General features: G+C 54.9%; 22 protein-coding genes and 1 pseudogene. 21 read left to right on the top strand and 2 right to left on the bottom strand.

Features of this window, described 5'->3' with window-relative positions:
• Positions 1–56: 56 nt before the first annotated feature.
• From TBK1r_RS20615 to TBK1r_RS20580, 8 genes are all read left to right on the top strand, one after another.
• A complete protein-coding gene (locus TBK1r_RS20615) occupies positions 57–401 on the top strand; it encodes a hypothetical protein (protein WP_145214797.1) in 345 nt (114 codons plus the stop codon).
• Positions 402–490: 89 nt separating this feature from the next.
• A complete protein-coding gene (locus TBK1r_RS20610; protein ID WP_145222886.1) occupies positions 491–1012 on the top strand; it encodes a hypothetical protein in 522 nt (173 codons plus the stop codon).
• Positions 1013–1238: 226 nt separating this feature from the next.
• Positions 1239–2762, top strand: a complete 1524-nt coding sequence (locus TBK1r_RS20605; protein WP_259631791.1) for an efflux RND transporter periplasmic adaptor subunit — start codon at positions 1239–1241, stop codon at positions 2760–2762.
• A gap of 6 nt (positions 2763–2768) precedes the next feature.
• Positions 2769–5897 (top strand): efflux RND transporter permease subunit, encoded by a 3129-nt coding sequence (locus TBK1r_RS20600; protein ID WP_145214790.1) that lies wholly within the window; start codon positions 2769–2771, stop codon positions 5895–5897.
• A gap of 13 nt (positions 5898–5910) precedes the next feature.
• Positions 5911–6672, top strand: coding sequence for a methyltransferase family protein (locus tag TBK1r_RS20595; RefSeq protein WP_145214787.1), 762 nt, complete (start codon positions 5911–5913; stop codon positions 6670–6672).
• An 83-nt stretch (positions 6673–6755) separates the two neighbouring features.
• Positions 6756–7085: a response regulator gene (locus tag TBK1r_RS20590; protein WP_419580214.1), complete on the top strand. Its 330-nt coding sequence runs from the start codon at positions 6756–6758 to the stop codon at positions 7083–7085.
• A 36-nt stretch (positions 7086–7121) separates the two neighbouring features.
• On the top strand, positions 7122–7328 hold the full coding sequence (locus tag TBK1r_RS20585) for a BON domain-containing protein (protein ID WP_407699770.1): 207 nt from the start codon (positions 7122–7124) through the stop codon (positions 7326–7328).
• 49 nt (positions 7329–7377) lie between these two features.
• Complete coding sequence (locus TBK1r_RS20580) at positions 7378–8973, top strand: cation:proton antiporter (RefSeq protein WP_145214782.1); 1596 nt, start codon at positions 7378–7380, stop codon at positions 8971–8973.
• A 132-nt stretch (positions 8974–9105) separates the two neighbouring features.
• Here TBK1r_RS20580 and TBK1r_RS20575 read toward each other — a convergent pair whose 3' ends face one another.
• Positions 9106–9471 carry a hypothetical protein gene (locus TBK1r_RS20575; protein WP_145214780.1) on the bottom strand — a complete coding sequence of 122 codons (366 nt, stop codon included), beginning with the start codon at positions 9469–9471 and terminating at the stop codon, positions 9106–9108.
• Positions 9472–10226: 755 nt separating this feature from the next.
• Between TBK1r_RS20575 and TBK1r_RS38835 the strand changes: the two are divergent.
• The 5 genes and pseudogenes from TBK1r_RS38835 to TBK1r_RS20555 all read left to right on the top strand — a co-directional run.
• Positions 10227–10355, top strand: a pseudogene (locus TBK1r_RS38835) (carbon storage regulator); the annotation flags it as partial.
• Positions 10356–10499: 144 nt separating this feature from the next.
• The gene (locus tag TBK1r_RS38830) at positions 10500–10838 is read left to right on the top strand and encodes a response regulator transcription factor (protein ID WP_419581622.1); all 339 of its coding nucleotides are present in this window, start codon (positions 10500–10502) and stop codon (positions 10836–10838) included.
• An 11-nt stretch (positions 10839–10849) separates the two neighbouring features.
• The gene (locus TBK1r_RS20565) at positions 10850–12322 is read left to right on the top strand and encodes a PP2C family protein-serine/threonine phosphatase (protein WP_419580213.1); all 1473 of its coding nucleotides are present in this window, start codon (positions 10850–10852) and stop codon (positions 12320–12322) included.
• A gap of 451 nt (positions 12323–12773) precedes the next feature.
• Positions 12774–15281 carry a heavy metal translocating P-type ATPase gene (locus TBK1r_RS20560; protein ID WP_145214774.1) on the top strand — a complete coding sequence of 836 codons (2508 nt, stop codon included), beginning with the start codon at positions 12774–12776 and terminating at the stop codon, positions 15279–15281.
• 190 nt (positions 15282–15471) lie between these two features.
• Positions 15472–16713, top strand: a complete 1242-nt coding sequence (locus tag TBK1r_RS20555) for a DUF4062 domain-containing protein (protein WP_145214773.1) — start codon at positions 15472–15474, stop codon at positions 16711–16713.
• 3 nt (positions 16714–16716) lie between these two features.
• On the opposite strand, the gene TBK1r_RS20550 is transcribed toward TBK1r_RS20555, so the two are convergent.
• Entirely contained in the window at positions 16717–17538 is an 822-nt protein-coding gene (locus TBK1r_RS20550; protein WP_145214771.1) for an anti-sigma factor family protein, read from the bottom strand.
• Between the two features lie 247 nt (positions 17539–17785).
• Here TBK1r_RS20550 and TBK1r_RS20545 point away from each other — a divergent pair, with 247 nt between their 5' ends.
• From TBK1r_RS20545 to TBK1r_RS20515, 8 genes are all read left to right on the top strand, one after another.
• Positions 17786–18013 (top strand): hypothetical protein, encoded by a 228-nt coding sequence (locus TBK1r_RS20545; RefSeq protein ID WP_145214769.1) that lies wholly within the window; start codon positions 17786–17788, stop codon positions 18011–18013.
• 113 nt (positions 18014–18126) lie between these two features.
• A complete protein-coding gene (locus TBK1r_RS20540; protein WP_145214767.1) occupies positions 18127–18528 on the top strand; it encodes a BON domain-containing protein in 402 nt (133 codons plus the stop codon).
• Positions 18529–18555: 27 nt separating this feature from the next.
• Complete coding sequence (gene glgP, locus TBK1r_RS20535) at positions 18556–20292, top strand: alpha-glucan family phosphorylase (RefSeq protein ID WP_145214765.1); 1737 nt, start codon at positions 18556–18558, stop codon at positions 20290–20292.
• 79 nt (positions 20293–20371) lie between these two features.
• Positions 20372–20668, top strand: a complete 297-nt coding sequence (locus TBK1r_RS20530) for a glycogen-binding domain-containing protein (RefSeq protein WP_145214763.1) — start codon at positions 20372–20374, stop codon at positions 20666–20668.
• Positions 20669–20682: 14 nt separating this feature from the next.
• Positions 20683–21204: a universal stress protein gene (locus tag TBK1r_RS38825; RefSeq protein ID WP_419580212.1), complete on the top strand. Its 522-nt coding sequence runs from the start codon at positions 20683–20685 to the stop codon at positions 21202–21204.
• Positions 21201–21581 carry a universal stress protein gene (locus TBK1r_RS38820; protein WP_419580211.1) on the top strand — a complete coding sequence of 127 codons (381 nt, stop codon included), beginning with the start codon at positions 21201–21203 and terminating at the stop codon, positions 21579–21581. Before TBK1r_RS38825 ends, TBK1r_RS38820 begins: the two co-directional genes overlap by 4 nt.
• A gap of 1 nt (position 21582) precedes the next feature.
• Complete coding sequence (locus tag TBK1r_RS20520) at positions 21583–22221, top strand: hypothetical protein (protein ID WP_419580210.1); 639 nt, start codon at positions 21583–21585, stop codon at positions 22219–22221.
• Complete coding sequence (locus TBK1r_RS20515; protein WP_145214761.1) at positions 22218–24377, top strand: glycogen debranching protein; 2160 nt, start codon at positions 22218–22220, stop codon at positions 24375–24377. Before TBK1r_RS20520 ends, TBK1r_RS20515 begins: the two co-directional genes overlap by 4 nt.
• The last annotated feature ends 9 nt before the right edge of the window (positions 24378–24386 follow it).

Genomic DNA, 24386 nt, shown 5'->3' with positions numbered 1-24386 from the left:
TGCGTTGCCGAAGCGATGTTGTTTGTTTTGAAGAAGACTCCCACGGAGGAATGTCAATGTTGAAAGTACGGATACTTGCAGTCGCGGTTTTGGTCGCATCGGTCGCGATGGGCAGCATGTTGGTTCAGGCAACCGAGCCCAATGCTGCCGCTCAAGAACTCGTCGAATACCGCTTGGAGAAGTGGAAAACGACACATGCCGAAGGCGACCAGAGTAAGAAGCTCGCCGAGACGCTCACGAAGCTTCGCTGTGAAGTCAAAGTCGATTCGCACGGCGGGCACACCGACGTGAACTACCGCTGCCCGAAGTGGCAGCAATTGGCTCTGAAGAGCCACAAAGAAGCCCATCAGTGGGAAGGCTGGTTGAAGAAGCTCGGCTTTGAAACCAAGCACGCTCACTAAAACGTGCGTCTTGAAGGAGTGGGGAATCGGTAACTTCGTCCGATTCCCCATTCCGTTTTTGATCCCCCCCCTTACCCGAAAGAGCCATGATGAAAATGCAATTATTCACCCTGTTGCTGGCGATTGTCGCAGTGATGGGCTGTTCTAAAAGTGACGTGCAGATCGATGACACACCGGTCGAATCGCCAGAGCCCATCGTCATGGACGAGATGCCACCGATGATGGATATGGGAGGCCACCCCGAACACGGTCCACATGGCGGGGAGCTCGTCGAACTCGGTAAGGAGGCGTTCCACATCGAGATGATGCACGGCAGCGGCGCGGTAGCGATGTACGTTCTCGACGGATCGGCAACGAAGCCGGTCGCAATCGAAGCCGAAAAACTAACCGTCAGCCTGAAGCATGACGGCGAAGTGAAATCGTTTGAACTTCCCGCCGACCCTCAGCCCGACGATGAATCCGGAAAGTCATCGCGATTCACGTCGACCCAGGCCGAGATGGACCAATGGATGGAAGCCGGGGCCGAAGGAGCCGTGATCCTGCAAATCGACGGCAAATCGTATACCGGTAAGATTTCACACGATCATGACCACGAAGGACATAGCCATTGATGATTGAAGATTTCAGATTGCGTTCTTCAATCTCCGATCGGCAATCATCAATCTTCGATTACCCAAGTCGGTCGCGGTGTGTTACCGCGATCGGCGAGGTTCCCGGCCTCGGATACGACTAGCCTCGTGAGGCCGGGAACCGTTTTTACACTGCCATCTAAGTTATTTTCGACGAAAAGGATTTCGATCGACAAGAAAACAACATTTGCCGGAAGAGTTCGCCACCATGCCGCAGAAAACAACGTTCAACAAAACCCTCATTGGAGCCTGCCTCGCATCAGCGGTGCTTGCCGGCGGAGCGGTCTATTTTAGCGTTCCTTATTGGTCCGGTGGACCGCTCGCTGACACGGAGGCTGCCGAGGGCGAAGACGGGCACGGTCATGATGAGGGAGGGGACCACGATGAGGGTGGCGCGGAAGAAGCGGTCGTCCAATTGCCAAAAGAAATGTGGGAAGCTTCCAAGCTGAAGGTGCAGCCGGTCAACCGTCAGACAGTGACGATGCAAACCTGGGCCACGGGAAAGCTCACACTGAACGAGGACCGCAGCGCTAACATCTATTCCATTACCGAAGGGCGGGCGCATGAAGTCCCCGTGAATTTGGGCGACCGCGTCGACGAGGGCCAGACGCTCGCGATCATCGACAGCCGTGAGGTGGGTACAGCCAAGCTGGAATTGTACCAAGCAAGGTTGCAGGAAAAGTTTGCCAAGCAGGCGAATGACTTCGCTCAACAGGTGAAGACGAATGCTTTGCAGTTGATCGACGCGCTCGATCGGAACGCTTCGGCGGAGGAAATTGAAAAGACGCTTGGTGATAAGCCGATCGGAAAGTATCGCGAACAGTTGCTCGGTGCCTACACGACCTTGGTGCAAGCCCAAACGGATTTCGATCGCATCGAACCGATCGCCAACACTGGCGCGATCGCCGGAAAGCAGTTGATCGAAGCAAGAGCCAACCTCAATACCGCCAAAGCGAGTTTCAACGCGGTTCTGGAACAGTTGCGATTTGGCGTCCCGCAGGATGCCCTGGAAGCCGAGCAGGCCGTGCAACAAGCGGCACAGGCCGTTGAAGTCGCAAAGGCAAAGCTGAACATCCTCGGTTATGACGATGACGATCTTGAAAACATTCAGCCTGACGAGAAGAGCGGGCACCTATCTCACTACGAAGTCGTCGCTCCCTTTGCGGGAACCATCATTGCCAAGAATGTGGTTCTGGCCGAGCGAGTTGGCACCGACACCGAGATGTTTCGTCTCGCTGACCTATCCACCGTTTGGGTTCAAGCCGACATCTATCAAAAGGACCTACCCGCGATCGCCGGGCTCGGCGACACGCTGACCTTTCGTGCTCCGACGGCCAGCGACGGTTCATTGCATACGCATACTGCCAAAATCTTTTATCGCGGCGACGTTCTCGATCCGGACACCCGTACGCTCCGCCTACAGGCGATTGCCGAAAACGAGGATCGGCATTTGAAGCCGGGAATGTTCGTGGAAATTGAAATACCCTCGGAAGACTCTCAAAACATTTTGGCGGTGCCCGAATCGGCCATTCAGGAAGTGGAGGACAAAACCGTCGTCTTCGTTCAGCAAGGCGAAACCGAATTTCTCATGGTTCCCATCGTCACAGGGACGAAATCTGACGGCGTTGTCGAAATTCGCGAAGGTTTGAAGGTCGGCGACAAAGTGGTGACGTCCGGTGGATTCGCTCTGAAGTCAGAACTGATGAAAGGAGAGATCGGCCACGGTCACTAATTCATCATGATAAATCGCATTATTGACATCTCGCTGAACAATCGCATCGTCGTCCTCTTGGGCGTCGTGCTGTTGGTGGTCGCTGGCATCTATTCGATGTTACGGCTTCCCGTCGACGCAGTGCCCGACCTGACCAATGTTCAGGTTCAGGTTCTAACCACGTCACCGGCGCTCGGCCCGGTCGAAATGGAGCAATTCGTCACGTTTCCGGTCGAGACCGCGATGAGCGGTATTCCGAAAGTCACCGAAATCCGCAGCGTCACTCGATTCGGCCTTTCCAACGTGACCGTTGTGTTCGAGGAAGGCACTGACATTTACTGGGCCAGACAACTGGTTGGCGAGCGATTGACCGAAGCCCGCGCGGACATTCCGTCGGACATCGGTGTACCCACAATGGGACCGATCGCAACAGGAATGGGCGAGATCTATCAGTTTGAGGTTCAAGCGAAAGAGGGCTACGACTACAGCCTGCAAGAACTTCGGACCATTCTCGACTGGAACGTGGCCTTTCAACTCCGCGGTGTCCCCGGCGTGATCGAAGTCAACACGTTTGGTGGTGAGCTGAAAACCTACGAAGTCCAGGTCGATCCTACTGCGATGCTGAATTATGGCATCACGCTTCAACAAGTCTTTGATGCCCTGGATCGCAACAACGCCAACGCCGGTGGTGGATACATCCAGCACTACGAAGAACAACGACTGATCCGCGCCGAAGGGCTGGTTGAGTCGCTCGACGATATCGGCAGCATCGTGTTGGACAGCCGCGAAGACGGAACACCGATCTTGGTTCGCGACATCGGCGATGTTCGATTTGCGCCGCTGCTGCGTCAGGGCTACGTCACCCGCGACGGTCGAGGCGAAGCGGTCGTTGGAATCGTGATGATGTTGATCGGCGAGAACTCTCGCGTCGTCGTGCAAGACGTCAAAGCGGAAGTGGCGGAAATTCAAAAGTCGCTGCCCGAAGGGGTCTACATCGAAGCGTTTTATGACCGCACCGAGCTGGTCCAACGGGCCGTTGATACCGTTATCGAGAACGTCAGCGGGGGTGCCATCCTGGTCATCATCATGTTGTTCTTGCTAGTTGGCGATTGGCGAGCCGGTTTGATTGTGGCCTCGGCAATTCCATTGTCCGCCTTGTTCACTTTCATGTCGATGAAATACTTCGGCGTCTCGGCCAACCTGTTGAGCCTGGGGGCGCTCGACTTTGGGATTATCGTTGACGGTGCCGTGGTGATGGTCGAAAACGTGATTCGGCAAGTAGGGTTGGCGAAACAACGCAATCCTGATTTGCAAAAGGCGCCACTGAAAGTCTTTCGGGAAGCGGGTCACGAAGTTGCACGACCGATTCTGTTTGCTGGTGCGATCGTGATCATCGTCTTCATTCCGATCCTGTCGTTGCAGGGCATCGAAGGAAAGATGTTCGGCCCGATGGCGTTCAGCTTCATGTCGGCACTCGTGGGCGCATTGATCCTTTCATTGACCGTGATGCCGGTTCTCGCATCGCTATTCTTGGCTCGTAAGTTTACACAAAACGACCCGTTTTTGATTCGCCTGGCCAAGCGCGGGTACGAGCCGTTGTTGCGACGCAGCATGAAGCACCCGGTGGCGATCGTCTGTTTCGCAACCGTCTCGCTGGCCGTCGGCATCTTCATCGCCAGTCGGTTCGGTGCGGAATTCGTGCCGAAACTTGACGAAGGTGACATGGCAATTCAGGCCGTGCGATTGCCCAGCGTTTCACTGGAACGTTCGATTGAGATGACAACCGACATCGAACAAACGTTGCTGGATGAATTCGGCGACGAAGTCGAATCGGTCGTGTCAAAAACCGGACGCCCTGAAATCGCCACCGACCCGATGGGCGTCGAGGCGAGTGACATTTTTGTCATCATGAAGCCTCGTGATGAGTGGCGGTTCGATGACAAACAAGAACTGATCACCGCGATGAGCGAAGCACTGTACAAACGAATTCCTGGAAATAACTTCAGCTTCACTCAGCCGATTGAATTGCGTGTTCAAGAATTGCTTTCCGGTGTTCGCAGCGATATCGGAATCAGTCTCTACGGTGACGATCTTGAAACGTTGCAAAAGATCGGAAACGAAATCGCGGGCGTTGTCTCTCAAGTACCCGGTGCGGCGGACGTCCAGCCCGAGCAAACGGGCGGCCTGCCTTACATCCAAGTGAAGATTTTGCGAGATCAGATCGCGCGCTACGGAATCAATGCCGGAGACGTGCTCGATGCGGTCGCGACGATTGGGGGCAAAGACGCTGGCGAAGTCTTTGAAGGCCAAAAGCGTTTCCCGTTGATGGTCCGGTTGGCACCGAAGTACCGCAAAGACCTGGAATCGCTCAAAAAGATGCGAATTGCGGACAAGAGTGGTCGGCAGATACCGCTCGAACAACTTGCTGAAATCACCGTTGGTCCTGGCATCGCACAAATCAGCCGGGACGAAATTCGCCGTCGCTTTTTGGTTCAAGTCAATGTTCGTGGTCGCGACTTGGCCGGTTTTGTGGGCGAAGCTCAAGCGGCCGTTGAATCCCAGGTGGACCTGCCGCCCGGTTATCGCGTGACGTGGGGAGGTCAATTCAAGAACCTTCAAGACGCCGTCGGGCGTTTGTCCGTCGCAGTTCCGCTCGCGCTGTTTCTGATTGGATCGTTGCTGTATCTGACATTTCATTCGGTCAAACTCGCGCTGCTGATCTTCTTGAATGTGCCGATCGCGACCGTTGGCGGGATTTTGGCGTTATGGATTCGTGACATGCCGTTTTCGATTTCCGCCGGGGTGGGATTTATCGCCCTGTTCGGCATCGCGGTCATGAACGGTGTGGTGTTGATTGAACACATCCGTGCCCTACGTGAATCCGGCAGCGAAGTCGGCAGCGCAGTCTTCACCGGCGCAGTCGACCGCCTGCGTCCCGTGTTGATGACAGCGACCACCGACGCACTCGGTTTTTTGCCGATGGCATTTTCCAACAGCAGCGGTGCAGAGGTCCAGCGCCCACTGGCCACCGTCGTCATCGGTGGAGTGATTACATCCAGTCTGCTAACGCTAATTGTGCTGCCGTCAATTTACCACTGGTTTGAGCCCACCGAAGACGCCGCGGAACCGGACGATCCCAAGCCAACCGACCTCTAAACTCCCAACTCCTATGCCCCTCATTGAAGAATTTGAACGATCTGGTGTTTGGCTGTTCCGTTGGCGCAGCTATCTTCCATTCGCTTTCCTACCGCTGATCTTCGTCGCCGCGACGCGATACCCGACGATCGAAACGAATCCGAGTTTGCATTTCGCTTGGGGCATCGTCAGTCTCTGCGTTTCGTTGCTTGGTCTTTTCATACGATGCCATACGGTAGGGCATGCGGCAGATGGAACGTCCGGTCGCAACACGAAAGAACAGATTGCCGAGTCACTGAACACGTCTGGGTTCTATTCAGTCCTTCGGCATCCGTTGTACCTCGGCAATTTCCTCATCGCGCTTGGGATTGTGATGCATTCCCTTTCGCCATGGCTGATTGCGATTTATGTGATGTCTTTTGCGCTGTACTACGAACGAATCATGTTTACCGAGGAAGCATTCTTGCGGCAGAAGTTCGGGCGAGTGTTCATCCGGTGGGCAAATCGCACCCCCGCTTTTGTGCCTCGAATCATACGGTGGCGGAGCGCGGAACTGCCAATGAATTGGCCCAAGGTGATTCGCGCCGAATCAGCGGCAGTTGCTGTGATCGCATTGGCGTTCCCTGGATTGGAAATCGTGATGCACAGGATGCAGCAAGGAAAAGTCGCCGTAGAAACCTCGTGGTATCTCGTCTTCGGTGGTGGGCTAGTGCTCTATGGCATTGCCCGCATTATGAAACGTCAGTTTCGTCGTTGGGCGAAGTTCGAAGAAATCATGGCTAGGGTGGGCGAATAGCAAAACGAAACGTTTGTGTTGACAAGACAATGAGAAGAGAGGATATGCAAGCGACGATGTTAGAGGCAAGAAGAACCGTACTCATGGCCATTTCTGATTCGACGCTTCAATACCAATATTCATCGCGTCTCTCCAGTGAGGGATTCAACGTAGCCAACGTTTCTGACGCGAATGAGTGTCTGGATGCTTTACGCTGCCGAGCGTTCGACATTTTGATAGTGGAAACGGAACTTCCGTTGGGGCAAGGCGAAGGCATCATCGAGGTGTTGAGGAATGACCCGCAAATTCAAGCGGTCCCGGCAGTCATCATTGAAATCCCTGTGGATTCAAGAAAGGGCCACAGACGCAGCAACGGCTCCCCGCTTGCAATCGAAGAACTTGTTCAGGTTGTCGAGAGTCGCCTACGCCAATAAGCTCGTTGAGTCGTTACCCAAGATTCAGGAATCGAAGTGATAAAAAACTACATCGAAACGCGAATCAGCAAGTCTCTAACGAGGTCGGGATTCCCAAACTCGACTGTCACGGTGGATTCGCATGGGATCGCCGAACTGACAGCATCAGTTTTGGATTTGGACGATCGCGCTCTCGCCATGGCAATCGTTAGCACGACGCCGGGAGTCACCGGCGTCAGAAATCAAATCAAGGTTTTGCAATGACGAATCAAGCTGCAGCAAACGATGGCAAGCTTCACGGATCGACGCATCCATGATTGGTGCAGCTTATCGAAACCCTCTGCCGATGGTCTTCATGATTCTCAGCCTTATGCTGGCTGGGATGATGAGTGACCTCGTCTGTGATGCCGCCCCGATGCGTTCGGTCAAAGCAACCGAATTCCCGCCAGCGGAGCAGAATTCAAACAGGAACGTAGACGCAAAAGACAGCATTGACGCTCACAGCCCGGAAGACCATCAACTATCATTTTCACCCATCCTGCTCGAGCTTGGGATCATTATTGTGCTTGCCGCCTCAGGCCGATGGGTCGCCGAACGAGTCGGACAGTCGTCCGTGTTGGGGGAACTGTTGATCGGAACGCTATTGGGGAACATCGGCGTTTGGTTAGGAATTCCGTTCTTTACGCTGGTGATGAATCTGGGCGATATAATCCCGTTGTTCAGCGAAGTCTGGCTTTCCGGCGAGTCCGTGCCTCTGGCGGCCGAACAGATTTTCGGTGCCGATGCCGTCAACCAGCACGGAAGAACCGCCCGGTTGATTACGATTGTGACCGGGGAAGAAGGACCACGCTACATCGCAATGGGTTTTGCGATTTGGCTGTTTTCGGAGCTAGGTGTCATTCTGCTCTTGTTCATGGTGGGATTGGAGTCCCAGGTCGATGACATGCTCGCGGTCGGTTGGAGAGCATTGCTGGTTGCCGTCGTCGGAGTCACTATCCCATTTGTGCTAGGTTACTTTGCGAGCCGGTGGTTGCTGCCCGAGTCCCCGGTTGTAGCCCATCTTTTCTTGGCAGCAACGCTTTGTGCGACCAGCGTTGGAATCACCGCTCGCGTCCTGCAAGATTTTAAGAAAACACAGACTCGAGAAGCGAAGATTATTCTCGGCGCGGCGGTCATAGATGACATTCTCGGCCTCATCTTGATGACGGTTGTTGTCGGAGTGGCATCCACTGGGGAAGTTGATGTGCTTAAGATAAGCAAGATTGGTTTGCTGTCGACGCTTTTCCTCGTCGCAATAATTCTGTGTGGCGGAAAGTTCGTTGGATGGATGATTCCCGTGTTCACGACTTTTGGGGGGCGTCATCTCAAGCTATTGTTTCCGCTCGCGTTGGCATTCCTTCTGGCTTGGGTCGCGGGGATCATCGGACTGGCCCCGATTGTAGGAGCATTTGCGGCAGGTTTGATTTTGCGAGAGGACCATTTCAAGTTTGATTCACAACACTCCATGGAAGGCTTAATCGCGCCACTGGAAAAGATATTTGCTCCCATCTTCTTTGTACTGATGGGGATGCAAGTCGATCTCCGATCGTTCACCGATATCAACACTCTGTGGCTTGCGTTGGGCCTGAGTGTCGTTGCGATCGTCGGGAAATTGGCCTGTGGTATTGTATCTGGACGTGGGGCGGATCGTTGGACGATTGGGTTGGGGATGATTCCGCGAGGAGAGGTCGGACTCATTTTCGCAAGTATAGGCAGGGGATTTGGCGTTCTTTCTGGCTCGCTGTTTTCCGCCGTCGTTGCCATGGTTATCGTCACCACGCTGATGACTCCGGTCCTACTCAAGAAATCGCTTGCCCGAATCGGCGATGACACGATGCCCGATTTGCCCGAACTCGGAAGAGGGGCGTAAATGAAACCAGCAATTGATACACGAAGGCTTTGGAGAACGACAACCGCATCGCAGGCTGTCCTGCGATGCCGTCGCGGTCTATTCGTCGTTATCCGCGCGGTCGTAATTAATTGCGCAGATGGCTGGCTTCGATCAGTGATGACCGCCGATTCCGAGATGCAAACGTCCTACGTCGAGATGCACACCACCGTGGCCGCGATGAGCCGGTTGGTACGCGCGGTAGTTCGGTGCGTAGTGGCCACCACCATAGCCGAACGAGGACCGGCCGTACCCCGAACCATAGTAGGGAGTAACGACTCCGTGTCCGCCATAGTACCTGTGGCCACCGGTGTATCGGTGCCCGTAGTTAACGTGACCGCCACCATGACCAATATACCCGTGGCTGCCGCTGTAGCCATGGCCACCGCCATGATGGAAGTCAGCAGCCGTAACGTCAGCCGACGGAATGAGAAAGGTCAGGGCAGCACCAGCGAAGGCAATCATCAAAAAGCGTTTCATTTTTCAGATCCGTTGGGAGGAGAAGCGGGGGAACATGGGATCGGTAATGCAGGTCGCGTACCAAATCGTAAAACCCCCGTAAAACGTACGTTTTTTGCGTTTTCGACTCCGGCGAAGAATCGATGGCGTAGTCAATACGATTCGCCAGTGCCGTCGTTGTGGTGTCACCTTGGCATCGTAAGGTGCCTGAGGAGGTCAGTCGGGTGAGCGGGAATTGCTGCTTCCATCACTCACGGCGCAAATGTGTTCGCCACCAAGTTGCGGTGCACCTCGCGGCGGTTCTTGTCCTGATCACGGCGCTGGTCGGCCAGACGCGTCACTGCCAATGTGGTCATTCAAACGACGCGGCAACACGCTGCTGCGCAACCGCTTCGCCGGCGACGATGTGCGGCTGCCATACTGCTGCGGCAACCACGACCAATTCCGAGATGTCGACGTCAGGCCTCCCGTGTTCATGCTGCGAGGCCAGCCCGTTGGCCTATGCGGAGTCAGCTCCGTCACCGCGGCGGGCCAAGGTATACGCCCAGTACTTCTTTCTCGCGCGAGTGGATCACGCAGTGCTGGTTGCATCACGACACCAAGACGGGCGGATCGCTGTCTGGTTTGAAACGCCTCCGAAGCTTTGTGCGCGGCTTTGTCGTTTTTTGATTTGAGCCACTTGCTCGATCCAAAGCACAGCGTCGCCCGGAAATGATTCCGGCATCACAACACTCACGGCGGAATGATCCCGTCTACGCCTCAAGGAATTTCAAACCATGTTGGTTCTATCAAGAAGGGTTGGACAATCGATTTGTTTGCTCCGTTCTGAAACCACGATCACCATCGCGAAAGCAAGTCGCAGTCGAGCGAGACTGTCGACCGACGCTCCTCGTGAAATCGCCATTTGTCGCGGCGAACAAGTGTCACCCGATGACGAAGACACGGTCGTCGAAGAAGGCATTGCCACTCATTGGCGACTGGAACCCAAGTCTCGTGAGACGCGCACTTTGCCCTCTCGTTCCGAACAGTCGGACCCAGCGAATGTTTTGGTGGCCATCACTGACGCCGACGAACGTCGTCGCTATGCCGATGCCTTTCGCTACGTCGGTTTCGGTGCGAGTGAAGTCACCGATGGAATATCTTGCTTGTCAGCGCTCCGTTCCGGCGCGTTCGACATGTTGGTTATTGACCAGCACTTGCTATGGGGTAGCGGTGACGGTGTTGTCGAGGTCATGTACCATGATCCTTCGATTGACCAAATTCCTGTAGCGCTGCTCAGTTTTCCTTCACCGGATGAATCCCCTGAAGGTTCTGCGAGCCGCCTGCGCGCGTTCGGTTGCACCGAGATTGTTCACATCGTGCAACAACGCCTTGCTGGACACGATTGATGGGCGACCGCGTGACCAAGAATCACCGTCGGGCCTACCCGACGGTGTCGCTGTTGCTGGTGGCAGTCAATATCCCACTCGCCCTTCTCGTTGGCCTCTTACTGGTGACGGATTACCGACGAGAGATGCGGCGTGCCACTGATGAACGACGAATCACACTCAGCGACGAAGCGGGTGTGATCGGAAGTGCGTTGTTGCGTTTGAGTGATCCCGATGATACTGCGGCAATCACGGCTTTCCTGGAAAGCAGTTGCGCCGAAACCGCTGGTCCGGACTCGCCGGGGCATTGGATCGACGTCCGCTGGAATGGATGCAAGCTGCACACCCACACCGGCCCGATCGATTCAACCGTTTCGGTCGACGCGCCAAACTTTAGCCTCGAGGTGATCGCGGGACGATTCTCGTCAGGATTGCTAACGGTCGAAGTTTCGGAGTTGGCCGCAGACATTCGACGAAGTGTTCGAGGTGAAATCCTGATGCACGTCAGTTGGTTGTTGGGCATCGCGGCGTTGGCGGCGGTAATTGTCGATGTGGTGCTCGTGCGGCTGATCGCTAGACCAACGATGCAGCTTGCCGCATCAGTGATACGACTCGGTTCGCAACAATTTGAGGTCGAACCGACTTCATTCCTCAGTTTGGAATTGAATGATTTGAGTGAATCAATTTCCGCGATGGCAGATTCATTGAATGCCGCTCAAGCGAATCGGGCGACAGCGATGAAGCGAGCCGAACAAATTCAACGCAACTTGCTCCCCAACAGAATTGACGTTCCCGGTCTTCGCATCGCAACGCACTACCAACCCGCCGAAGAAGTTGCCGGTGACATCTACGACGTGATGAAGCTGCGCGACGGGTCGTGGTTGATCTACGTCGCTGACCTTGTCGGCCACGGCATCCCAGCCGCTATGAGTGCCTCGATTCTGAAATTAGTCATCGACTCGGCTGCAGTCGGCTGTACCGATCCCGGCGAACTGATGGGACGCGTCAACCGAGCCCTGCCGCGTTACTTAGCCGAAGATGGCTTCGCAACCGCAATCATGTTGCGTTGGAATGCGGAATCAAAAGAGTTGAAGTTTGCCAGCGCGGGTCACGAACCCATGCTGTTGATTCATGAAGGAGAAATGCAGTCGATCGAAGCGACCGGCTTACCCCTTGGCGTGGACGAGACGTTGGATTGGAAAACAGAAACGATCCAGCTCCATCACGGCGATCGCTTCATGCTGCTAACCGACGGGATCAGTGAAGCGACCAATGAATCAGGCGAAATGTTTGGCCGCACACGAATCCAGCAGCTCGCAGTGGACGACGGCCACGCTTGTATCGCGGAACTTGCTCGCACGTTTGCCGATCGGGTCAACGCGCACATTGGCGGTCAACCTTCTCAAGACGATATTACGCTGCTGGTGGCCCAGTGCCTGGAGCACGACCAGCAATCACAAACCAATCAACTTCGACTCGACGGACAAGGACGGAGAATTCAATGAGTCGCTCTGCGTTACGTTTTGCGTCGCTGTCGCGTGGAGCCGCCGCTGCAATTCAACTTGCCGCGATATCGCTTTTGTGTGCCGCCGAGCCAACACGTGTTGCTTCGCTTCCTACTAACGCTCCTCACGCCAGTAGCCTGTCGCAAGAAATTCGCAACACGGCAGATCGTGTTTCGCACGGCTAGGTGCACGACTATTCCTTGCGAATTAAACCTTCCCGAATGAACTCAGAGTCCGCTGATGCCACACGTAACCAAGGGGAGTATTTCCTACACCGAAGGCTTAGCCGTCGCAATGGCAGTAGTCTGTACCAATGGGCACGCCATTTGCATCCTTGACCATTACGAACGAATTCGCGAACGATCCGACGCGGAGCAACCGGTGTTAATGCTGATGCACTCGAATAAACGCAAGCATTTAGTCATGATCGGAAACAATGAGAAAGAAAAAGATGAATAAAGAAAAAATGCAACTGGGCCTTTTGCTGCCGACCGTCGATTCGGCGGATGATGCCTGCGTCGACAGACTGGCGGACTTGCTGCAAGCGAAGGCTGGCATTGATTCGGTTCACGCGATTAAGAGGGGTACCGAGACGCCCGATCGAATTTGTATTCACTACGATCCGAGTGTGGTTTCGACTGGCGAAGTGCGAGATCTCGCAAAGCGTGCCGGTGCGCAATTGGATCAGCGTTATGGGCATTGGCTCAGTAAGTTGCGATCAACACACGCCCGCCGAGCCTCCGCGATCGAGTCGCGATTAGGACGGGTAGACGGCGTCCTTGAAGCGGTCGTGTCACCCGATGGCGCTGTTCGCGTCGAGTACGACAAACGGACCACCAGCGAATCCGCGATCGCAAAGGCTCTGAACGAATGGACCGGCGAAGCAGCGGACGTTGTCGGCGATCACGCCGGCCACAAGCATGATGATGAAGGTCACGAGGCGGAACACGATCACTCGGGACACGACCACGCTCACGGCGGTATTTTTGGTCCCAGGTCGGAATTGATCTTCGCAGTCCTCTGTGGCGTGTTGTTGCTAGTCGGATGGTTGATCGAATCTTTTGCGCATCTCAACGAATGGATTTCTTTGGGCTGTTACATCGCGGCCTATCTCTTCGGCGGCTACTACACGGTCACCGAAGCAATTGAAAAAATTCGAGCTGGTAAATTTGAAATTGACTTCTTGATGATCGTCGCCGCCGCAGGTGCCGCGTCGCTTGGTGCCTGGGCCGAAGGAGCGTTGTTGCTGTTTCTGTTCAGCATTGGCCACGCCTTGGAAGGCTACGCGATGGGAAAGGCCAAGCGTGCCATCGAAGCGCTGTCGGAACTCGCGCCTCGAACCGCGCGTGTGCGCCGCGACAGCACGGAAACTGAGGTTCCCGTCGAAGAATTGGTCGTTGGCGACGTCGTCGTGATCAAACCCGATGAACGCGTCCCCGCCGATGGCTTCGTGATCGCTGGTGAATCGAGCATCAACCAAGCACCGATTACCGGCGAGAGTGTTCCCGTAGACAAACGCCCCGTCGATGACGTTGACGCCGCAGCAGCTGATCCCGAATCGCTTTCCGCCGAATATCGTGCGTTCGCTGGGACGATCAATCAGTCCGGTTCCATCGAAATCCAAGTCACCAAGACGGCGTCCGAGAACACACTCGCCCGCGTTGTTACGATGGTCAGCGAAGCGGAAACGCGAGTTTCACCGACTCAGAAGTTTACGAAGAAGTTTGAGCGTTACTTTGTCCCATCCGTCATCACTGGCGTTGTGTTACTGATGTTTGCACCGTTGGTCATCGACGAAAGTTTCAGCGATTCATTTTATCGAGCGATGGCTGTTTTGGTCGCAGCAAGCCCCTGTGCCCTGGCGATCGCAACACCCAGTGCAGTTCTGAGCGGAGTCGCCCGAGCAGCTCGCGGAGGAATCCTTGTCAAAGGCGGCGGGCCACTGGAAAGCCTCGGCAGTCTCGATGCGATCGCGTTCGATAAAACCGGAACACTGACCGAAGGCGAACCCAAAGTGACTGACGTTCGCACCACCGAAGGTGTCGACGAATCGGAACTCTTGCGGTTTGCGATCGCCGTCGAAGACCTCAGTAAGCACCCGCTCGCCAAAGCCGTCGTCCGAGACGGGAGAAAGAAGCTGGAAGGAGGGGAGTCTGGTGAGCCGACGGCGCTAGCCGCGGGTTTCATCCCTGAAGCGACCGATTTGAAGAGCATTACTGGACGTGGGATTCAAGCGACCGTCGAAGGCGAATTGGTTCACATTGGCAAGGACGACTTATTCGCAGAGGTCGATGGTCCACCGCTTCCCGATAGCGTTCGAACCATCGTCGAGTCACTTGAAAAACACGGACGAACCACCATGATTGTTCGTCGCGGCGACCGTTATCTCGGCGTCATCGGACTGATGGACACACCGCGTGAAGCATCGAAACGAACAATTGCACAACTGCGTCAACTCGGCATTCAGCGGATGATCATGATCTCCGGAGATAATCAGCAAGTCGCCGACGCGGTCGCCAATGAAGTTGGTCTTGACGAAGCACGCGGCGACCTGATGCCCGACGACAAAGTCACGGAGATCAAGAAGCTGCAAAGTGAAGGCGGCGTGGCGATGGTAGGCGACGGCGTCAACGACGCCCCTGCGATGGCATCCGCTTCGGTCGGCATCGCCATGGGAGCCGCCGGCAGCGACGTTGCGCTCGAAACAGCCGACGTTGCACTGATGGCCGACAACCTCGACCATCTCCCACTCGCTATTGGACTCAGCCGAGCCACCCGCCGCATCATCCGCCAGAACCTATGGATGAGCCTCGGCATGGTCGCCTTTCTCGTACCGGCAACAATCCTAGGTCTCAACATCGGCCCCGCCGTCGCCCTCCACGAAGGAAGTACCCTCGTCGTCGTCTTTAACGCGCTGCGACTGCTCGCTTACCGATCGATCTCAACGAACTATGAATGATCGAGCAATAACTGCTCACCTCGTCATTGATTTGTTTGACGCCGTCGCTCGAAGCTCAGTTGCGGCGTGTCATCGGTCCGTCGGATTTATCGTACATGAACTCCATAGCGAACCTGCAATGACAGGGCGTTGAGTGGCGTATGCTGCCAGCGTTACCAACTTGCGATTGCTGGGACTTTAGCACGATGGCATGCTGGAAACTGACCTTCCGGAACCGAGTTTTCTTGCTTGCTATGGCTGCCATTTCCGGAATGCTCCAATACAATCATCGTTTTGTTTGATTCCTGCAAAGTTTCCTGCACGATGCAAAAACTTCCTCTCTTCAAAGGCGAGTATCGAGAATATGCAAAACGGAATCATCGTCCGTGTATTTATAGCCAGCCCCGGCGATGTCCATCTTGAACGGGAAGAGGCTTGCCGAGTCATTCAGGAATGGAATGCCGCCCATTCTCTGCCGCGATCCGTAATCGTCGAGCCGATTCGGGTTGAGACCCACTCGCGTGCTGTGCAGGGTGGGCATCCGCAAGACTTGATTAACGCTCAATTGCTGGAGCGTTGCGACCTGCTCGTTGCAATCCTATGGTCGCGTCTCGGAACGCCAACCGCGAAAGCCCTGTCTGGCACGGTTCAAGAAATCCATGAGTTCTCCGAGACAAAAGGCGATGACAAAGTCTTGCTTTTCTTCTGCGACCGCCCCATTCCCAATGCGGCTGATTTGGAGCAAGTCCAAGCAGTCCGCTCGTTCAAGGACAGCGTAAAAACCGACGGATTGTATCTTCAGTACACGGAAGCAGAGGAATTCGCTCGTCTGTTCCGACAGCAACTCGATCTGACAATGAATGCGATTCTCGACAGCAACGAATTTGCGGTGATAACCGCTGAGTCAGACCGCCGCGACGTAACGCTTTTACCAGAAGCATGTTCCATTCTTGCCGTTGCATCCGTGGCTGACAGCAGTCGAATCCTCCTGTCCCGAATGCGAGCTGGCCACGAGTTATCTGTGGGTGGCATCTGCCTCACGAATACTGGTGACGAACGTTCCGAGGCCAAGTGGGAGGGTGGCTTGGAGCAACTTGAGCAATGCGGTTTCGCCGAGGATCTCGGGTACAAACGAGAGGTGTTCCGTTTGACTCGGAGTGGATACGAAGCCGCCGATGAGCTTTGGCACATTTTGCTGCTGCGCCGAGTCAATTCTTTGCAACAAGGTGAATACGACTACGTCGACGTAAGCAGCTTGGCCGAAGATGCGTTCAACGGCTGCAGAATAGCCGTTCCAATCGTCCGCGAAAAAGTGAATGCTCTCGGAGAGATCGACGCTCTGGAATTGGTCGCCGGCGACGGGGGTACGACTGCAGTCCGACTCAATGATAAGTCTCGTAAGACTCTGCGCGAACACGAGTGGCTTAAGTTCGCCAATCCTGACGGCGGATGAAATTTACGAAAGGATTTCGATGAGCCGGGCCAGTTCGTCGGTGTCTCTTACGCCGATAACAGTCATCATGCGGGAGCCTACTCGCCATGAGGCGGCGAGTTGCCCGTCAATCTGCGTAACTCGACAAATGATTCCGGCACACTCGATCTGGATGCTCGGATCTTTAGAAAACCAATCATTCACTTTACACTTGTGCTCGAAGACCGCCAGATGCGTATGGTCTTTGCGCTGCCAAAGGGCTTGGATGCATTTGCAGCAAGGCATGTCCAGCACGACCAACTCATCGCATACGAAACCACTGGGCGGTGTGTCCACGTTGCGTGGACGGTAACCGACCAGTTGCGCGGCCTGGTCGGGTAAAATGGAGCGACCCGTATACGTTTCTGCTAGGTGCTGCTGAGCGAGCTCAGGGTCTGTTTCAAATAGGTTCAGATACGCCTGGAGCGGTTCATCATGCTGATGATTGGTGAGCGCCACCCAGTATAGACCGACCGCAATTAGCGTGATGGCTGCGGTGGATAACATCGTCCACCGCCATCGAGATTGCTCTCTCGCCACGGCGGTCGGCGCGGTTGGCAGAGCACGCTGATCGAAAGATCGAGGCGTTTCGTCCAATTCCGTTGCGATGCGTTCCCAAAGCAATTCTTTAGGCGTTGCGGCCAGAGACAGCTTTCGGATCGCCTCGGAAACCGCATCAAAAAAGGTCAAGTGCTCAAGACAGTCGGAGCAGCCCTTGATGTGACGATCGACATTGATTTGCTGTTCGCCAGATAGTTCACCGTCATAGTAGTTCGACAATAGTTTGCTGGCTTGTTGGCAATCCATATGACTGCTCCGCGAAATATCTGATGATGCGCCAGATGACTTGGCTAGCCCTTTGGATGGCGGTTGCGCCGCGACCCTTCACGCGAATGCCCGTTTTTTCGACGAACCAGCAGAACGAAAAATCCTGTGAGATTTTGTGAAGAAGTAAAGCCGTCTGGGCATCAAAACCAAGGAAAGACGAACGACGGCGGAAACGTTCCGCCAAAACGTCTTGGTTCCCAATCCCTGACGACTAGAGGTGGAAGTCATGTTGTTGAAATCAGTAGCAGCCGGTGTTTTGGCTCTTGGACTCTTTGGCACCGCCGCGTTGAGTGTGCCTGCATCCGATTCGGCACCCGGTGCCATGGTGCAAGGCAATTCGATCGAATCGACCGAGTTGGTCGGAAACACGTGCTGTGCAAAGCGTGCGTACTGCTGCACGATCAAACGAAGTTGCTGCGGTAGCTCGGCGGTGATCCAAAGCGACGATCAGTAGCGGCGATGAACATTGGCGAATTTTCGCTTTCGATAACGCCTTGACTCTCGCGATCTGCTGTCGTTACTGAGTCACTCGCAAATTTTGCTTCCCTCGATCGCCTGGAGGTTCGCATGAGTGTTGTTTCTACAAAGCAGCGCTGCTCATCCCCAACGGGTCGCTCGGTGAAACAAGTTGATCGAACGGCCGGCGTGGGAAAATGCGACGGCGCGGATGCAGGACTGCCATTCGACGACGCTGAAGAGCGATCGTCGCCCAGGCTAACCGTGCTTCCCGTCATTCAACCCTGCGGGTGTCGTGTTGTCGCGGGCGTGCAGAGCCGATGGGCGAGAAGCGGGTACGCCGCGCTGCGAAACATTTCTTGCCGATGTGACGATGGTGTTTTGGTCATCGACGGCAGCGTGCCAAGCTTCTTTTTCAAGCAGATGGCGCAAGAACTAGCACGGACGGTCGATGGGGTTCAGCGAGTACAGAATCGACTGCTCGTGAAAGACGTTGAACGTGACAATCTGTAATTCATGCAGTGGCGGGCGACCAAACCGATGACCAGTAACGAAACGAACACACCGTTGCCAACGGCCGCCTATTTCTCAATGGAGATTGCACTCGATCCCGCGATGCCGACCTACAGTGGCGGATTGGGTGTTCTTGCTGGCGACACGTTGCGGGCGGCAGCCGATATGAGCGTGCGGATGATTGCGGTTACATTGCTGCATCGACAAGGCTACTTGTCGCAGACAATTGACGCCGAAGGCTGGCAGCACGAACAACCGGTTGATTGGAATATCGAAGAGCATTGTCGGGAACTGCCCCAGCGGGCAGAGGTAGAAATCGAGGGACGGACGGTCCATGTCCGAGCTTGGCAGTATGACGTGGTCGGGTGCGAAGGGTACCGTCTTCCGGTTTTGCTTTTGGACACCGACTTGGATGAAAACGCTGACACTGATCGAGCATTGACGCAGCAACTCTACGGCGGCGATAGTCGACATCGTTTGAGCCAGGAAGTCGTGCTGGGAATTGGTGGGGTTCGTATTCTGCGATCACTTCGCATTGATTCGCTCGTTCAATTTCACATGAACGAGGGCCATGCCGCACTTCTCGTGCTCGAGTTACTTGATGAGCGAGCGAAGTCTCTCGGTCGCGAGATGTTCAATTCGGAAGATGTGCAGGCCGTTCGGAAGCAGTGTGTCTTCACAACACACACCCCCGTACCCGCCGGTCATGATCGTTTTGGTTTCGATCTCGTCGAACAAGTGCTGGGCCGATCCGATCTATTCGACATGCACGAAGTGTTCTGCTGTGCGGGCGAGCTGAACATGACGTACTTGGCCCTGAACCTGAGTCACTACGTCAACGGAGTGGCAAAGAAGCACGGGGAAGTGTCGCGTCACATGCTAGTGCCCAAAGACACGAACCATCACTACGCCATCGACCACATCACCAACGGCGTTCACGTTGCGACGTGGGCGTCCCCCTCCTTCTCCGAATTGTTTGATCGTTTTCTCCCAGGATGGCGTGAGGACAATGCCAGTTTGCGCGGCGCGCTGGCGATGCCGCCCAACGAAGTCTGGCAGGCTCACCGAGCCGCAAAGCTGCGGTTGATCGACGAGATCAACGCGACTCAAGATGACTTGTTCGATCCGCTGACGTTTACGATTGGATTCGCTAGACGCGCGACAGCGTATAAGCGAGCGAACCTTTTGATCAGCGATCCAGAGCGACTCCACCGCATCGTCGAGAAGCATGGGCCAATCCAGATCGTCTTCGCTGGCAAGGCACACCCTCATGATGTCGAGGGAAAGCATCTGATTCAACAAATCGTGCGAGCGAAGAATCAACTGCACCCCGCAGTCAAACTCGTCTATTTGGAAAACTACGACTGGGAACTTGCTCGACTGATCGTTTCCGGCGTCGACGTTTGGCTGAACACTCCGCAGCCACCGCTGGAGGCATCGGGCACCAGCGGAATGAAAGCTGCGATTAACGGAGTGCCAAGCCTGAGCATTTTGGATGGATGGTGGATTGAAGGTTGTGTCGAAGGCACCACTGGCTGGGCGTTCGGAAATGCTGCGTCAACGAATCCTGCGAATGTCGACCGCTTCAAGGAGGACGCAGATGCCCTATACGACAAATTGGAGCAAGTGATCGTCCCCCTGTACTACACAAAGCCCGACCAATGGCTGCGAATCATGTCGCACGCAATTGCACTGAACGGATCCTATTTCAACACGCAGCGGATGGTGCAGCAGTACGTGGTGAAGGCTTACTATGAAACCTAAATGTCGAATGAAGGAATTCGGAGGGATGTGCATCTAAAAGGCAATCAATCACCTTCACTTAGTATTCTAGGAGTTACTGATGTCGAAAGCCAAAAGAGACAGCAGCGAAACCGAGTTTACCTGCCACGCTCCCGATGCCAAAGCAGTATTCCTGGCGGGCACTTTCAATGATTGGAAAGCCGATGCAACGCCAATGGCTAAAGCCGACGCCGGAAAATGGACGGCGAAGCTGGACCTTCCGGCTGGCCGATACGAATTCAAATTTGTGGTTGATGGCGATTGGGTCTGTGAAGCGAATTGTCACGCTAAAGGCGAATGCCCGCAGTGTGTTCCGAACGACATGGGCACGATGAATCGCGTCTGCGAAGTGCAATGATTTGGGAGCCAGTCATGAGTCAGGAAACAACCGTCACCGAGGTTTTGCCACGCGTTGAATCGTTTCAACGGATATTCCACCCCACCGATTTTTCGGGTGGGGCGGAGTCGGCGTTCATTCATGCTCTGAAGCTGGCTGTCAACGCCAACGCATTGCTTGAGATTCTTCATGTGGACCGACATCCTGAATCGGTCGATTGGGAAGACTTCCCCCAAGTATGCCAAACTTTAGCGCAATGGGGATTGCTTCCGGATTGGGCATTGCCCGAAGACGTAGGGCGTCTGGGGATCGGCGTTCACAAACATCTCGTGGGCGGCAACGCTCCCGTGGACGCAATCCTGGACCACATGGATCGGCACGAACCGGATCTGGTGGTGCTGGCGACGCATCACCGGGATGGACTTGATCGCTGGTTGCATCAAGACATCGCGAAACGCGTCGCCCGAATTTCGCACCGAGCTTGCCTGTTCGTTCCGCATGAAATTCCGGGCTTTGTGCGGCGGCAAGATGGCGAAGTCGCTTTGAAAAAGTCATGATTCCAGTTGCCAAACAGCCTGACGCCCAGTCGGCAATATCCTGGGCTTGGGAGCTGACGCAAATTCTAAAGTGCGAATCCGTTGAAGCGACTTTGGTTCATGTGGGAAACGACAATGCTGTTTTTGATTCGTTGTCGTTTCCGAACTTAGAGGATTGGACGTGGGAGGTCGTGGTGGCGTCCGGTGACCCGAGCGCCGAGATTTTCAAAATTGCTGAACGACATAACACCGACTTGATCGTCATGACGACAGGAGGGCGTCACGGCTTTCTTGACGTGCTTCGAGGAAGTACGTCCGAGCAAGTCACTCGCCATGCGGCTTGCCCGATTCTATCCGTCCCCACTGGTCAATCACCCTATTCTACATTGGAGTTCTAAAATGTGTCGAAAATGCGAATCACACACTCCGTCACAACCGACGCGTGTGAAGACCTGGATGTTGGCCGTCTTGGTCTTTGGAGTCATTGCTGTCTTTGCAGTTTCGGCTGCGATATCTCAGGAAAACTCACAGAACGAACAAGCGCACAACGAACACGCGGCCACCGATATCGACGCTCGCTACTTCCAGAAGAATCTGGAGCTGGCCAAACGCGATCTGCAAACCGCGTTGGCCGCCAATCGACGAATTCCCAACTTGAATTCGAAGCTATTGCTGCTGCGGCTTGAAAACCAAGTTGCCTACGCGACGAAGTTGGTTGAGCAGGTCGGGAAACATGCGGATCACGACCTGCACAAAAGTCATCTACAATCGGTAAAGAATGACGCGATTCTCGCGGAGAAACAGCTTGCTTGGGCAAGCAAAGCATCTGGATATCTTCGCGACGACCAGATGAAGCGAATAGAGCTTGCCGCGCAGCTCGCACGACTAGCGCTGGAGCGAGCCGAGCAGCCAGGAATCACCGCCGACCCGATGCAACATTTGCAGTGGCAGATCGACCGGTTGCGATCGGAACTGCTGAGCCTGCAGGTCGAGTTTGAACGCACGCGATCAGGGCACCAGAACCGGATAGCTCAATGATTCAAAAGACGATTCGATCCCACTGTCGTCACTGCGGCACCGATGTGAGATCGGTGACGCAGCATCGGCCAACGCTCGGACCAAATTGGGAGCGGGCCGACGGCACGCCGCGACCGCTGGGTGTCACTTGGCTGGAACACGAACAGTCCTACAACTTTGCACTCCACGGGGGGAACGCTCGCAGCGTAACGTTGCTGATGTACCTCAAGGATGAACTGCGAGTTCCGTGGCACTCCGTGGCGCTTGATCCACTGAGAAACAAGTCGGGACCGATTTGGCATTGTCGAGTTCCCATCGCCGAAGCCGGTGACTCGGAATACTACGCTTACCAAGTTGACGGGCCGGTCGAGGGTGCCGCTTTGCCATGGCACGCTTTCGACCCTGAGAAAGTCTTGCTCGATCCGTATTCGCGAAGCATCTATTTTCCCGATTGCTTCAATCGCGAGGCAGCACGCTCGCCCGGCTCCAACGCGGGCCGCGTTCCGCTGGGGCGTTTGGACGTTTGCAGATGTCCGTTTGACTGGGGCGATGAACAGCGAATCCGCCATGGTTCCGATTTTGTCATCTACGAAATGCACGTTCGTGGCTTCACGCGGCATCCCTCTTCAAATGTCGAGGCCAGTAATCGGGGGACATTCGCTGGTGTCGTGGAGAAAATCCCGTACCTGAAGGAGCTCGGCGTTACCGCAGTTGAATTGATGCCCGTCTTCCAATTCGACCCGGCAGACAATAACTACTGGGGCTACATGCCCTTGAACTTTTTCTCGCCCCACCACGCCTATTCTGCTCATCAGTCGTCTTGCGAGCAACACAGCCAATTTCGCGAAATGGTTCGTGAACTGCATGCAGCCGGTATCGAAGTCATTTTGGATGTCGTCTTCAACCACACGTGCGAAGGCGATCATCACGGACCGACCTACTGCTACCGGGGAATTGACAACGACGTCTACTACGTTGCGTCGGATGATCCGGCCTCGCCCTACGCAAACTTCAGCGGAACCGGCAACACACTTGATACGGCGCATCCGACCGTTCGCTCACTCATCGTCGATAGCCTGCGATATTGGGCCAAGGAAATGCACGTCGATGGTTTCCGGTTTGATCTTGCATCGGTCTTTTCGCGAGACTCGGAAGGAAACGTCAATCTGCAACAGCCACCCTTGTTTGACCAAATCGCCAGTGATCCCGACTTGGCCAACGTCCGACTGATTGCCGAACCATGGGACGCCGCCGGACTCTATCAGCTTGGTAGCTCTTTTCCTGGGCAAACCTGGATGCAGTGGAACGGCCGCTATCGCGATACTTTGCAACGGTTCGTTCGTGGTGACGCTGGCACGGTGCCGGACCTGATGACACGACTGTACGGAAGCAGCGACCTGTTTCCCGATCATCCATCGCAGTCATTCCGGCCTTTTCAAAGTATCAATTTCATTGCGTCCCATGATGGCTCCACAATCTACGATCTCGTTTCGTACAACGAAAAGCATAATGAGGCCAATGGTGAAGACAATCGAGACGGCCCGACGGAGTTCCGTTGCAACAACGGCTGGGAAGGCGATACAGAAGCATCGCAAGAAGTGCTCGACCTACGCAAACGCCAAGTCAAGAACTTCTGCTGTCTGTTAATGCTTTCCGCCGGAACGCCGATGTTCCGTATGGGTGACGAATTCATGCAAACCCAGGGCGGCAACAACAATCCGTACAACCAAGACAACGAAACAAGTTGGCTCGATTGGAGTCGACTCGAAGCAAACCAAGAAGTGTTTCGCTTCTTCAAGAAGATGATCGCGTTTCGCAAAACGCATCCAACAATTGGAAGTTCCACGTTTTGGCGTGACGATATTCGTTGGTTCGGTGCCGAATCGCCTGAAGTGGATATGTCCTCCGAGTCGCAGACTCTGGCCTATCACCTCTCCGGCCGGTCAGCGAGCGAAGCCGATCTGTACGTGATGGTTAACGCATCGACTCGTCAACGCGTTTTTGACCTTCACGCCGACAGTTCAAACATCTGGATGCGGGCAATCGACACTTCGCTTTCCAGTCCGCTCGATATTGCTGGTCGGGAATCGCAAGTCGCGATCGAAAACAGCCGCTACCACGTAAACCCTCGTAGCGTCGTCGTGCTGACACGCAGCAGCGGTACATCCACCTCCTAAGTTTTCTCC

Source organism: Stieleria magnilauensis (genome assembly GCA_007753675.1).
Classification (GTDB): Bacteria; Planctomycetota; Planctomycetia; order Pirellulales; family Pirellulaceae; genus Stieleria; species Stieleria magnilauensis.
Note: the sequence above shows the minus strand (reverse complement) of the source record. Positions and strands in the feature narration are given on the sequence as shown.